10 protein-coding genes are annotated in these 12,588 nt (G+C 60.7%); 3 read left to right on the top strand and 7 right to left on the bottom strand.

The annotated features are described in order from the left end of the window. Window positions 1–453: 453 nt before the first annotated feature. On the top strand, window positions 454–1,878 hold the full coding sequence (locus QMA15_RS32050) for an aldehyde dehydrogenase family protein (protein WP_007732506.1): 1,425 nt from the start codon (window positions 454–456) through the stop codon (window positions 1,876–1,878). 63 nt (window positions 1,879–1,941) lie between these two features. Here QMA15_RS32050 and QMA15_RS32055 read toward each other — a convergent pair whose 3' ends face one another. Genes QMA15_RS32055 through QMA15_RS32085 form a run of 7 tightly spaced genes read right to left on the bottom strand, consistent with a single transcriptional unit; the run spans window position 1,942 to window position 8,930 of the window. Beyond that, window positions 1,942–2,703 carry an aldolase/citrate lyase family protein gene (locus QMA15_RS32055; RefSeq protein WP_019746656.1) on the bottom strand — a complete coding sequence of 254 codons (762 nt, stop codon included), beginning with the start codon at window positions 2,701–2,703 and terminating at the stop codon, window positions 1,942–1,944. 34 nt (window positions 2,704–2,737) lie between these two features. After that, window positions 2,738–3,697, bottom strand: coding sequence for an aldo/keto reductase (locus QMA15_RS32060; RefSeq protein WP_021334655.1), 960 nt, complete (start codon window positions 3,695–3,697; stop codon window positions 2,738–2,740). Beyond that, entirely contained in the window at window positions 3,697–4,563 is an 867-nt protein-coding gene (locus QMA15_RS32065; RefSeq protein ID WP_051253226.1) for an ATP-binding cassette domain-containing protein, read from the bottom strand. Before QMA15_RS32065 ends, QMA15_RS32060 begins: the two co-directional genes overlap by 1 nt. Further along, complete coding sequence (locus tag QMA15_RS32070; protein ID WP_053062092.1) at window positions 4,560–5,393, bottom strand: ABC transporter ATP-binding protein; 834 nt, start codon at window positions 5,391–5,393, stop codon at window positions 4,560–4,562. The genes QMA15_RS32065 and QMA15_RS32070 overlap by 4 nt, the downstream gene beginning before the upstream one ends. Before the next feature lie 3 nt (window positions 5,394–5,396). Continuing rightward, the gene (locus tag QMA15_RS32075; RefSeq protein WP_019746660.1) at window positions 5,397–6,344 is read right to left on the bottom strand and encodes an ABC transporter permease; all 948 of its coding nucleotides are present in this window, start codon (window positions 6,342–6,344) and stop codon (window positions 5,397–5,399) included. Next, entirely contained in the window at window positions 6,344–7,348 is a 1,005-nt protein-coding gene (locus QMA15_RS32080; RefSeq protein ID WP_007732496.1) for an ABC transporter permease, read from the bottom strand. Before QMA15_RS32080 ends, QMA15_RS32075 begins: the two co-directional genes overlap by 1 nt. Before the next feature lie 4 nt (window positions 7,349–7,352). Continuing rightward, window positions 7,353–8,930 carry an ABC transporter substrate-binding protein gene (locus tag QMA15_RS32085; protein ID WP_256066074.1) on the bottom strand — a complete coding sequence of 526 codons (1,578 nt, stop codon included), beginning with the start codon at window positions 8,928–8,930 and terminating at the stop codon, window positions 7,353–7,355. Between the two features lie 212 nt (window positions 8,931–9,142). Between QMA15_RS32085 and pdxA the strand changes: the two genes are divergently transcribed. Both pdxA and QMA15_RS32095 read left to right on the top strand, forming a co-directional pair. Then, window positions 9,143–11,383, top strand: coding sequence for a 4-hydroxythreonine-4-phosphate dehydrogenase PdxA (gene pdxA / locus QMA15_RS32090; RefSeq protein ID WP_279163001.1), 2,241 nt, complete (start codon window positions 9,143–9,145; stop codon window positions 11,381–11,383). Window positions 11,384–11,411: 28 nt separating this feature from the next. Continuing rightward, window positions 11,412–12,179, top strand: coding sequence for a DeoR/GlpR family DNA-binding transcription regulator (locus QMA15_RS32095; RefSeq protein WP_019746663.1), 768 nt, complete (start codon window positions 11,412–11,414; stop codon window positions 12,177–12,179). Window positions 12,180–12,588: the final 409 nt, after the last annotated feature.

Below are 12,588 nucleotides of genomic sequence, written 5' to 3' on the forward strand. Positions count from 1 at the left end.
GCCGATGGTACTGCACTCGACAGGGTGTGGGAGAGTAGGACACCGCCGAACACAACTTGAGAAGCCCCCCAACCAGTGATGGTTGGGGGGCTTTCTCGTACCCAAAACACCCCGAAACATCCCGTCGCCGGCACCCTCTGATCGAGTGAACGGTACGTTCGTCGCCTCAGATCGACCGAACGTACCGTTCACACCATCACGAGCAGAAGAGCACGGCCGGCTCACCACCCCGTCCGGGATCGAGTGAACGACACTCTCACCCTCCTAGACGAGGGGAACGATACGTTCACACGATCCGCGAAAAGCCTGCGCTCACCACAGGTCTCGTCAGTCGAACGCCAATCGCGATACCAACCCGCCACGGAACCCGTCGAGCGTGGCTAGGCTCGGAAGAGGTGCCCGTGTGATCGGGCCCACCTCACCTGTGCACGCGTGATGACTACGGAGGCTTCGATGACCGATATTCTCGACCGCACCAAAATCTATGTTGATGGCGCCTGGATCGAATCCACTGGCAGCGGTCGGATCGACGTTCTCAATCCGGCTACCGAAGAGCTGATAGGAACTGTCGCCGAAGGCACTGTCGAAGATGTCGACGCGGCCGCGAAGGCAGCACGAAAGGCGTTCCCTGCCTGGTCTGCACTATCCGGCGGTGAGCGCGCCGAATATCTTTCCAAGGCCGCGGCGATAATTGCCGAACGCACCGATGATCTTGCGGCGCTTGTTTCGCAGGATATGGGAATGCCGATCGGATTCGCGAAGCCCGTACAAATCGGAATGCCGCTCGCGAATTTGAATGCATTTGCCGAATTGGCTCGCACTTATGATTTCGACGCTCACGAGGTCGGGAATTCGCTGATTGTTCGCGAACCTGCGGGTGTTGTCGGCGCCATCACTCCCTGGAACTTCCCGCTCCACCAAGTTGTCTTGAAGGTCGGCGGTGCGCTCGCCGCGGGCTGCACCGTGGTTCTCAAGCCCACCGAGGTTGCGCCACTCATCACGTACGCTCTCGCTGACATCTTCGACGAAATTGGTTTGCCTGCAGGTGTATTCAATCTGGTGAGTGGCTACGGCCCGGTAGTGGGTGAAGCCATCGCCGGCCACCCTGAGGTCGACATGGTCTCCTTCACCGGGTCGACTCGGGCAGGCAAGCGAGTGGCCATCGTTGCCGCGGACACCATCAAGAAGGTCTCGCTCGAGCTGGGCGGCAAGTCGGCGAATGTCATTCTCGACGACGCCGATCTCGAAAAGGCTGTCACGGATGGCGTCGCAAAGTGCTTCATCAATTCGGGCCAGACCTGTTCGGCGCTGACGCGTATGTTGGTTCCCGCGGAGAAGGTGGATGAGGCAGCGGCAATTGCTGCTGCAGTCGCCGCTCATTTCCCGGTAGGTGATCCGACTCAGCCGACTTCGGTGCTTGGTCCTCTGGTGAACGCGAATCAGCTGGGACGCGTTCGCGGATACATCGAGAAAGGTGTGTCGGAAGGTGCCACCGCGGTTGTCGACGGTCGCGAAACTGGTCTGGCCAGTGGATATTTCGTCGGTCCGACGGTGTTCGCGAACGTGACCGAAGACATGACCATTGCGCGCGAGGAGATCTTCGGACCGGTCCTCTCGATCATGGGCTACAAAGACGAGGCCGACGCAGTGCGTATCGCCAACGGCACCGAGTACGGACTGGCCGGTGGCGTTTGGTCAGGTGACCCCGATCGCGCGGATCGCGTCGCCCGGCAACTGCGGGCCGGGCAAGTCGAGGTGAACGGCGGCGCCTTCAACACGAATGCTCCGTTCGGTGGGTACAAGCAGTCGGGCGTCGGGCGCGAGGCCGGCACGTTCGGGCTCGAAGAGTTCCTCGAGATCAAGGCGATTCAGCGATAGTTTGTTCGAGAATGGCGATGCTCCCGTACCAAGTGCGGGAGCATCGCCATTTTTGTACCCGGATCAGGACTTGGCGGCATCCAAATGCTGAGCCGAGATGTTCGCCAGATGTGTCAGGTCCGAGGCCACGGTCGCGAACGTGTAGCCCTCCCCGAGCCGTTGTGCCGCAACCTGACCGGAAGGTGTGTGGATTCCCGCAGCGACTCCGCTGACGGCGGCAGCTTCGCGCACCCGGGTGAGCGCTGCTTCGAATTCCTCGGCGACGTCCGGATCGTTGGAGTGCTTACCGCCGACGGCGATTCGTAGGTCGGACGGCCCGACGTACACGCCGTCCAAACCGGGCACTGCGCAGATCTCTTCGACGTTCGCCAGACCCTGTGGGGTCTCGATCATCGCAAATACAACGGTGTCGCGGTTCGCGTCGGCGGGAACGGGGCCGATACGGAGTTGAGAGCGCATGGGTCCGTAGGAGCGGATGCCGAAAGGCGGATACTTGGCGGCTGCCACGGCGGCCGCTGCCTCTTCGGCGTTGTTGATCAGCGGAACGATGACGCCCACAGCGCCCGCGTCGAGTGCACGGCCGATGGGCGTCGGATTGTTTGCCTCGACGCGCACCATCCCGACAGTGGACGGTGACGAGTCGATGGCGGTGAGCCCGGCGACCATCCCCGAATAGCCGATCAGGCCGTGCTGCATGTCGAGGGCAATGTAGTCCCAGCCGACGTGCGCAATCCATTCGGTCGAGACCGGACTGTCGATGACGGACCAGTATCCGAGAATGCGTTCGCGTCCTCGGATACGTGCGGCGAATTCCTGTGCTGACATAGTGAAGAACTCTTCCTGATGAAGGTCGGGTGTTTCAGCGGTTGTAGTTGGGCATGGGGCCTCGTAGGGCGGCACCGACTAGGTCACACTCTTCGACGGTCGAGGCGTCGAGTGGACCTCGCCCGATGGCCGCGATATTGGATTCGAGGTGCGTAACTTTGGATCCTCCGAGGAGCAGCGATCCGGCGACGGGCTTGCTGACCAGCCAGCGCAACGCAAGCTCGGTCAGGGAGATGCCCGACTGTTCCGCGATCGCCGTCAGTTGTGCAATGGCGTCGAAGATCTGTGTGTTCCAGTATCGCTCCTTGTACATCGACGCAAGACGGGAGTCGCCGAATCGGCCGTCGACGGGGTTTTCCTCGAAGGTGTGGCGCCCGGTGAGCAGGCCCCCACCGAGTGGGTTGTAGACCATGGTGGTCAGTCCGGTCACGTCCGCGAATTCTGCGTATTCTTCTTCGATGCGACGCGCGAGCAAGTTGTAGAGCTGTTGTGCGACGATCGGTCGCGGAGCACCGACTGTGTCTGCGGTGTAGTTGATTTCACTGATTTGCCACGCGGCAAAGTTGGATACGCCGAGTGTGCGGATCTTGCCCTCGGCAACCAGTTCCGCGACGGTGGTAAGAGTTTCGGTCAGCGTGACGGTTCGGTCCGGCTGATGGAGATAGAACAGGTCGACGTAGTCCGAGTCGAGTCTGCGCAGACTTCCTTCGATGCTTGCTCGGAGTCCCTTTGCCGAGAGTGGGCTGTTGTCACCGGCATCGGGGTGTGGCATTCCTGCTTTGGTGGCCAGAGTGACGGAATCGCGTCGGCCATGGAGGAGCTTTGCCAGCATGCGTTCGGACTCACCGCCCGCATAGCCGTTGGCCGTGTCGATGTGAGAGATACCGGCGCCTAGTGCTGCGTCGAGCATCGATCCGGCACCCGATATGTCGACCGTATCTCCGAAGGTCATAGTGCCGAGCACCAGTTTCGGAAGCTCGAGTGGGGCGGTCATCAGGCAACTCCTCGTGATTCGGTCTGCTTGGCTAGCAAGTTCTTGGACAGGGCTGCCACCACGTGGCGTGGTTTGATGCCGACCATGGTGGTGGGATCGAGAGCAGCGCCTCGTAGTGCGCGGGTGTACGGCTCGCGCGGACTGGCGAGAACTGTTTCTGTGGAACCGGATTCGACGATGGCTCCTTTCGACATCACGACTACGGTCTCGCTGATTTCTCGGACGACGCCCAAGTTGTGTGAGATGAAAACGTACGTCAGACCGGTATCGGTCTGAATTTCACGTAGGAGCGCGAGTACCTGCGCTTGCACCGAAACGTCGAGAGCGCTGGTCGCTTCGTCGCAGACCAGGATCTCGGGTCCGCTGGCAAGTGCACGGGCAATTCCGATGCGCTGACGTTGGCCACCGGAGAACTCTGCCGGACGCCGGTGTAGTGCCGAGTTGGGCAGGCCAACGCGATCGACGAGTTCTGCTGCTGCCTTGGCGCGTTCAGACTTGCTCCGAACACCTTTGAGGCGCAGTGGTTCTCCGATGATGTCCTCGGCAGTCAGATGGGGGTCCAGCGATCCGTACGGATCTTGGAACACCATTTGAACGCGAGAGCGGAAGGGGCGCAGTGACTTCTCCGACATCTGCGCGATGTCATTGCCGTCGACGAGAATGCGTCCACTGGTCGGTGTGAGGAGTCGGACGATAGATCGAGCGATTGTCGACTTGCCACATCCGGATTCGCCGACGATGGCCAGGGTCTTGCCCTTTTCCACCGAGAAGCTCACAGCATCCACTGCTCGGAAAACTCCGTCGGGAACCGGATACTCGACAACGAGATCTTCGACGGCGAGAAGTGGCGTTTCGTGGGGGTTCATGCCGAGGCTCCGATCTGTGTTGAACGGGCGGGGTCGCCATCCCAAGGCCCCAGGTGCGGTATGGCGTCGAGAAGCTTTTGTGTGTAGGCGCTTTGCGGTGAGTCGACGAGAACGTCGGCGTTACCGGTCTCGACAAAACGTCCGTCCTTCATCACGTAGATGCGATCGGATACGAGTCGGGCGACTCCGAGGTCGTGGGTGATGACCAGCATTCCGATCCCGGTGCGTTCCTGCAATTCGAGCAATAGATCCAGAATCCCGGCCTGAACGGTGACGTCCAATGCGCTGGTGGGTTCGTCGGCCACGATCAGTTCGGGGCCGGCAGCAAGAGCTCCGGCGATCAGGACGCGCTGCAACATTCCACCCGACAGTTGATGCGGGTACTTGTCGAGTTGCTGATCCGGATACGGAATGCGTACCTGCTCGAGCAGTTGCACTGCCCGCTCGATTTGCTGCTTCTTCGCGGTCACACCGCTGTGGCGCACTGCTTCTCGAAGTTGGCTACCGATGGTGTGGACGGGACTCAGAGCCGTCATCGGGTCCTGGGGGATGAGGGCGATGTGTTTTCCACGAATATCGTTCAAGATCTTCGTGTTTCCGAGAATGTCTTGGCCTTTGAACACGGCTTTCCCGGAAAGAACGGCGAGATCGTCCGGAAGCAGTCCGAGGATTCCCATGGCCGTGGTCGACTTTCCGGAGCCGGATTCACCGATGATGGTGACGGTTTCACCGGCGTCGATGCAGAAGGACACCCCGTCGACGGCTCGGATGACGCCATTCGCCGTGACAAGTTCGATCTGGAGGTCGTCGACCCGTAGTAGATTGCCCATGTCTCACGCCTTTGCTTTCTGGGCGTTGCCACGCCCGAACAGGCTTGCGCCCAGTCGTTTCGAACCTGCAGGACGATCGCGCAGGCCGTCGCCTAGTAGGTTCACTCCGACGACCAGCAGAACGATCATCAGACCTGTCAACGTGACGATCCACCATGACGTGGTGATGTAGTCCTGGCCGTCGGCGATGATTCGTCCCCACGTTGCGAACGGACGTTGCGGTCCGGCGCCGAGGTAACTCAACGAACTTTCCAGCAGTACGGCCTGCGCGAGCAGCAGCAGGACGACGAGCGAGGCCTGCTTGACGATGTTCGGAATGACGTGACGAAGCAGAATTGCCATGCGAGTAAGTCCGAGGACTCGAGCTGCAGCTACGTAAGGCTTTTCGCGTTCGACGAGTACCAATGAGCGAGTCAACCGTGCGACCTCGGGCCACTGCGCGATCGCGATGACAAACGTGATGACGGGAATGGACGGACCGAACAGCGCAACGACGAGAAGCAGCATCATCAGCAGAGGCAGAGAAAGCTGTGCTTCGAGTAGGCGGGAGATCACGGTGTCGACCCAGCCACCGAAGTACCCCGCGGCGGATCCGGCGACTATGCCGATGACCCCGGAGACGATCACGGCGAGAATACCGATCGTCAGAGACACCTGGCCGCCGTGCAGGATCCGTGAGAGGAGATCTCGTCCCAACTGATCGGTGCCGAACAGATGGCCGTCGGTGAGGGGCGGTAGCCGTCGACTGCTCAGGTTGGTCTGGTTCGGATCTGCAAGGGGGAGTAGTCCCGCCAATGCAACAGGAAGAATCACCAGGAGCGCGCAGATCGAGCCGGCCCAGATCTTGACTCGGCTGTCTCGCTTACGGCGCGTGGCTCCGGCGCGTGCGAAGTCTGCCTCGGTGACCGCGCTGGCGCGTGGAGTTGTTGGAGGTTCCAAGACGGTAGTCATCAGTTGGCGCCCTTTCCGAGTCGCACGCGTGGATCCAGGAGGGGGTAGAGGAGGTCCACTGCCAGTTGCACGAGCACGGCGAGAACCGCAGTGACAAGCACGGTGGCCTGGATGAGCGGGTAGTCGCGAGTCTCGAGTGCGCGGACCACCAGCGAGCCGACACCAGGCCAGGCGAACACGACCTCGACCACCACGACGCCGTTCAGCATTCCGGCAAATCTGGTGCCCAGCGCGGTGACGATCGGAATCGCAGAATTACGCATCGCATATCGCCAGGTGAGTTCGCGTTCGGATACTCCGCGAGAACGTGCGACCGTGATGTACGGAGAAGCGAAGGCCGAGACCATTTCGCGTCGAACCATCCGGGAGATCAACGCGATCTGAAGGATGGCGATGGTGACGGTAGGCAGGATCAACGACGGCCATGTGGTGAAACCGGCTGCCGGGAGTACTGGGATCAAGACCGCGAAGATCGTCACCAGCATCAGGCCGCTCCAGAACTCCGGCATGGACTGCCCGCCGACGGCCACGACGTTCGCACCGAGTTCACGTCGGGTGTCCGCGTGACGGGCCATCCACACGCCCAGCGGAATCGAGAGCACGGCGGTCAGCAGAATGGAGCTGACGGCCAGGGTGATGGTGTACGGGAGACGGCCGAGGACAACGTCCATGGCCGGCGCCTGGAACGAGTACGAGGTGCCGAGATTCAGATGGACGAGGTCCCACAGGTAGATCAGGTATTGAGAGAACACCGACTTGTCCAAGCCCATGTCAGCACGGATTTGTGCTAGATCCTCCGTGCTGGCCAGCGGTCCGGCCAAGGCGTAGGCAGGATCGCCGGGAGCCATTCGGATGAGGACGAACACTGTTGTGAGCGTGAGGAAGATCGTCAAGGCGCTCTGTGCCAAGCGTTTGAGCACGTATTTGACGGTCGGGTTGATCCTTGTGCGCCGACGCGGAGAGATTCCGAGAGCGGTTTGCGGTTTCGGAGCGGTGAGAGTCATCGCCTCAGGCCTCCAATCGGACGGCGCCGAGGTCGTAGGAGTTGATCGGGGTCAGTGAAACATTTTGTACACGAGTGCGTTTCGCAAGGAGTGCGTTGGGTACGAAGCTCCACAGGCAAGGCCAGGTGTTCCAGATGTCTTGTTGTGCGGCGTCGAGTAGAGCGGCGCGCTTGGTCGGGTCTGGTTCACTGGATGCGGCTTGGATCTTCGCGGTGATTTCGGGGAAGACGTACCCGTGATAGGTGTCGCGAGTTGCTTCCTTCTCCGCTGTGCCGGCGTACATCCCCTGCAACGTGGTCAGTGCAAGTCCGGTCTGGTTGCCGTAGCCGTTGCCCAGCACATCCCAGTCGCCGGTCTTGCCCTGGCGCCAGGACGAGATGTCACCGCCCGGTTCGAACTGCTGGAGTTTGACGCGTACTCCCACGGCCTTCATCATTTCGAGTACCGATTCCATCACCGAGACGTCGTTGGTGAACTCTCCGGTTTCCCAGATGAAGGTGAGTTCGAGGTCGTCGGCGCCTTCGGCCTCGAGCATTTGCCGCGCTTTCCGTGGATCATATTGGTAAGTGCCGGTTTTCACGGCTCCGTCCAAGGTCGACGGTGCGGGGCCGGTGGCCGGGACTGCGGATCCGATCAGCACGTCCCGAGCGAGTGACTCACCGTCGATGGCATACGTGAGAGCTTCTCGGACACGCGGATTGGACAGTGGGTGATCGGCGGGCTTGCGGAAGTTGAAGAACAGTTGGTTGATGCGTGTGCTCGGTACTGTGTCCACCTGGACACCAGGCAGGTCGGCGAGTTGTTCGGCGGAATCGGGACTGATCGAGTCGATGACGTCGACCTCGCCGCTCCGAAGCGCGACGACGCGGCCGGCCTCTTCGGGAATGAAGCGGACCTGAACACGACGAACGCCAGGGGCCGGGCCCCAGTAGTTGTCATTGGCGACAAGTGTGTAATCGCCGGTGCCCCGGTTCGATTCGCTGACGACGAACGGTCCCGACCCGATTCCGCTCTGCAGTTCGTTGGGTTCGTTCGCAGCGGCCGGGGTGATCAAGATGTTGGACATGAGCGAGTCCAGAACCGGCACCGGGGAATTCGTCCGAAGGATGAAGGTGCGATCGTCGATGGGGACGACCGTCGGCCACTCGGGGAACTGCGGTGCGACAAACGATCCGCTGACCTGCTGGTACATCTGCATTGCCGTCGTGACGTCGTCGATCAGCACAGGTGTGCCGTCGGAGTAACGGATGCCCTCGCGGAGTCGAACCGTCCACTCGGTCGCGCCGGTCGATTCGAACCTGTCAGCGAGAACGAGTTGCGGTGTCAGATTGTCGCCGATCCGGGTGAGACCTTGTCTGACGCCACGTTGAGCCGTGACTGCTGCGTCGAATTGATTGAGTTTGTTGTCGAGGCTGACGAGCGAACGGTTGAGCCCGAGCACCAGGGTGCCCTGGGTCGGCTTCCCGGTAGGGCCGGCGCACGCGGCAGTCGTGCCCAGAAGCGTTGCGCCACCGATCAGCCCGGTGAACTGCAGAAAGGATCGCCGGGAGAGCTGTGGTGTTCGCAAACGAGTATTGGTCATCGGTGACCTTTCGATCCTGACGGGGCAGCGTGGGGGCGACGCTCCGAGCGGACTGTTGGTGAACAATCGCGTCGGGCTCTCGCTTGTAACTCAGCTCACAATGGCACTGTTGCGCACTTCGCGCAAGTCCCGTAACTTCGATTGCGTACTTCGCGCATCGGTTGCGATGCTGTGCATACTCGATTCAGACCGAAAGGGGGTCGAGGAATTCGATGAAACCACTGGTAATCATCGCTGATGATCTTTCCGGAGCCGCGGAGTCGGCCGCAGGATTTCTGCTCCGCAGTTCGGGCATATCGCTTCGACTCGGCCCAGGTGCGCCCGACGGATCAGGAGTGACGGTTTTCGATCTGCACTCACGGCGATCCGACCCCGCCAGAGCCTCTCGTGACGTGAGATCAGTTCTGCAATCGTCTGACGGCTCCGAGATCGTCAAGAAGATCGATTCCCTGCTCAGGGGCAACATAGCGGCGGAGGTTGGAGAACTCTCCCGCGACGGATCCCCGGTCATCGTCGCCGCCGGACTGCCCAGGCAAGGGCGCACGGTGCAAGGCGGGGTGGTGTTGGTCGATGGGGTTGCGTTGCACGCCACCGACCTGTGGCGCGCGGAGTCGAAGCCGGCTCCTCGGTCGATTGCGGAGGCGCTCGGCTCGTCGGCAATTACTTCTGGCGTATCGCTGGACGACATTCGCTCCGGGCGGTTGAGTCAGGTTCTTGCGTCGATCTCAGAAGCCGGGTCGGTGGCGATCTGCGACGTCGAGACCGACAGTGATCTGGAACTGATTGTGGCTGCAGCACAGGAGGTTCGGGGTTCTCGATTGGTAGGAACCTCGGCGCTCGCGACGGCAGTAGCACGACGACGAACCGTGCAGTCACCCGTCGTGCGTCCATCTCTTCGTGATTCTCGATCTACTTTGGTGGTTGTGGGGACGGCGGATGCGTCTGCCGGGGACCAAGTGGAATTGCTTCGGGATTTAGGTGCGCACCATATCGAAGTGAACAGTGCTGAACTCCTGGCGCATTCGGTCGATCCGCTTCCGATTCTGAACGCACTGGATCGCGGAAACGTCGTGGTTTCGGTAAGTGGACCTGTCGTGCCTGCAGAATCCGTCCATCTCGTTTCGGCTCTCGCCGATCTGATCGCTGCCGTCGATGCAGGATTCTCCCACGGCGAGTACCCGATCGACTTGGTTCTTACCGGTGGCGAAACCGCGCGCAGCGTTCTCGACCGCCTGCGGATCGACACTTTGTCACCAATTTACGAAATTGAACACGGCGCCGTACTTTCCGTCGACCACACCGGACGGTACATCGTCACGCGGCCAGGCAGTTTCGGGAATGCACACAGTCTTTTCTCTATAACGAAGTTTCTCGCGCGCCCCATCCCGGTCGACGCTCCGGACAGTCCACCTTCAGACAACGAGGTCAATCCCATGTCAATCGAATCCACTCCACTGCCGCTGATTGCTGTCACGATGGGCGACGGCGCCGGCGTCGGACCGGAAGTGATCGTCCCCGCACTCCTCGACGCCGAAACGAGAAAGCGTTGCCGCCCTGTTGTTGTCGGCGACGCGAAGCGTTTGCGATTGGCTGCCACGGTGCTCGGAATAGACGTCGACGTGGTCGCGATCGAGGAGATCAAGGATGCTGAATTCATCGATGGACGGATCAACGTCATCGACCTGGACTTGCTACCCGAGGATCTCGCCTGGGGTGAACTGTCGGCAGTCGCGGGGGATGCGGCCTATCAATATATCCGCGTCGCAAGCGAACTCGCCGTACGCGGTGAAGTCCAGTCGATCTGCACGGCGCCGCTGAACAAGGAAGCGCTGCATGCGGCAGGACACATCTATCCCGGACACACGGAATTGCTTGCGCACCTGACCGGTACCGAGGAGGTGTCGATGATGTTGTCGACCCCCAAGCTCAAGGTGATTCACGTGACCACTCACATCGGACTGCTCGATGCAGTTGCCAGGATCGAGCCCGGCCTGGTCGAGAGGACAATTCGTCGAGGTCACGAAGCTTTGGTGCGCACGGGCAATCCATCTCCGAAAATCGGCGTGTGCGGGATCAACCCGCATGCGGGGGAGAACGGGCTTTTCGGGTACGGAGAGGAAGAGCAGAAGATCATTCCCGCCGTTGAACTCTTGAAGGCAGAAGGAATCGACGTCCACGGCCCACTGCCGGCGGACACGGCATTCTTCCTCGCTGGACGTGGGGACTACGACTTGATCGTTGCGATGTACCACGATCAGGGGCACGGCCCGGTCAAGGTTCTCGGGATCGAGGCCGGCGTCAACATCACCGTCGGGTTACCTGTCATCCGTACCTCCGTCGATCACGGAACCGCTTTCGATATTGCAGGTAAGGGCATCGCCGAGGCCGGTAGTATGGTCGAAGCGCTGCGGCAGGCGGCCGAATTGGCAACCAGCACATTCGTTTCCAAGTAAGCACCAGGGTTTGTAGGGGGGAGGAGCGATGGCCATTCGGGAGTCGGAGGCGAGGCGATCGGAGATTGCGAGGCTCGCTCGCACCAGCGGTCTGGCCAGTGTCGAGGATCTGTCTGCCCAATTCGGGGTGACTGCATCTACGATCCGTCGCGACCTGAGTCAGTTGACTGCCCAGGGAGTAATTGCTCGAACGTACGGCGGGGCGATTGCTCTCAACCCTCATCCGGAATCCTCCTTGCGTCAACGCGCAATGGAGGGATTCGACGCCAAACGGGGCATCGCCGAATGGGCTGCTGAGCAGGTCCGGCCCGGAGAAACCGTGCTCCTTGATGCAGGTACCACCGTCGGAGCGATGGGAGAGTTCTTACGTCACGTGACGAATTTGACGGTGATCGCTGCAGGGCTGACGGCGCTCGAGGCGTTAGCCGACGCTGATGGTGTTCGAGTCGAATGTCTCGGCGGGACGCTGAGGCAGCTCAGTCAAGGATTCGTCGGGCCACTGGCGGAAGCGTCGCTGCAGAGGGTGTCGTTTGACAAGGCATTCCTCGGTGCCGATGCAGTTACCGCTGACCTGGGTATTTGTGAAGCTGAGCTCGATCAGACCCGGCTCAAGGAAATGATGATCGAACGTGCCGGCGCGGTCTACATCCTCGCCCACTCCGCCAAGCTTGGTGAACGTCCTTTCCATGCGTGGGCGCCGATACCGCCGGGGGCCGTGCTGGTTACCGATGCTGCAGTAGACGCAAAGCAAGTCGCGTTGTTCGAGGATGCAGGTATCCGAGTCCAAGTGGTGTGAGTTCCCGCTGCGTGCCGATCCGGCCACGGTGTCCGGCGTCACATGATGTCCGAATTGGTGAAAATCGACTGAAACGGGCAATCTTGCTGGGGAAATGGATACCTCCGAGTCTCTGACCTGTGGATTTGGCAAAGACTTCGGCGGACGCGTAACTTATTCCAAGTCAGAGCGACACGGACACCGACTCCCGCCTTCACGGCGAGTGACACGAGGTTGTACGAAGTGCCTGACCAAATTTCGAAGTAGTTCCATCATGTATGGTTGTGCTTCACCTCCAGTTCTTCCCCGAATGTTCAGCGGTTTGCGCCGATGATCATGATGGGATAGGCTGGAAAAGTTGCCCCGGAGCGGCGGCCATAGGGTCGTGGTGATGGTGTGTGCGTGTTCTTTGAGAACTCAACAGTGTGTC

The organism is Rhodococcus sp. APC 3903 (assembly GCF_030407755.1).
GTDB lineage: Bacteria > Actinomycetota > Actinomycetes > Mycobacteriales > Mycobacteriaceae > Rhodococcus_F > Rhodococcus_F erythropolis.

Excerpts from the sequence above, each read along its gene's own strand:
- QMA15_RS32080 (WP_007732496.1), bottom strand. The coding sequence starts at position 7,348 with ATGACTCTCACCGCTCCGAAACCGCAAACCGCTCTCGGAATCTCTCCG.
- QMA15_RS32075 (WP_019746660.1), bottom strand. The coding sequence starts at position 6,344 with ATGACTACCGTCTTGGAACCTCCAACAACTCCACGCGCCAGCGCGGTC.
- QMA15_RS32060 (WP_021334655.1), bottom strand. The coding sequence starts at position 3,697 with ATGACCGCCCCACTCGAGCTTCCGAAACTGGTGCTCGGCACTATGACC.
- QMA15_RS32055 (WP_019746656.1), bottom strand. The coding sequence starts at position 2,703 with ATGTCAGCACAGGAATTCGCCGCACGTATCCGAGGACGCGAACGCATT.
- QMA15_RS32050 (WP_007732506.1), top strand. The coding sequence starts at position 454 with ATGACCGATATTCTCGACCGCACCAAAATCTATGTTGATGGCGCCTGG.
- QMA15_RS32095 (WP_019746663.1), top strand. The coding sequence starts at position 11,412 with ATGGCCATTCGGGAGTCGGAGGCGAGGCGATCGGAGATTGCGAGGCTC.
- QMA15_RS32085 (WP_256066074.1), bottom strand. The coding sequence starts at position 8,930 with ATGACCAATACTCGTTTGCGAACACCACAGCTCTCCCGGCGATCCTTT.
- QMA15_RS32065 (WP_051253226.1), bottom strand. The coding sequence starts at position 4,563 with ATGAACCCCCACGAAACGCCACTTCTCGCCGTCGAAGATCTCGTTGTC.
- pdxA (WP_279163001.1), top strand. The coding sequence starts at position 9,143 with ATGAAACCACTGGTAATCATCGCTGATGATCTTTCCGGAGCCGCGGAG.
- QMA15_RS32070 (WP_053062092.1), bottom strand. The coding sequence starts at position 5,393 with ATGGGCAATCTACTACGGGTCGACGACCTCCAGATCGAACTTGTCACG.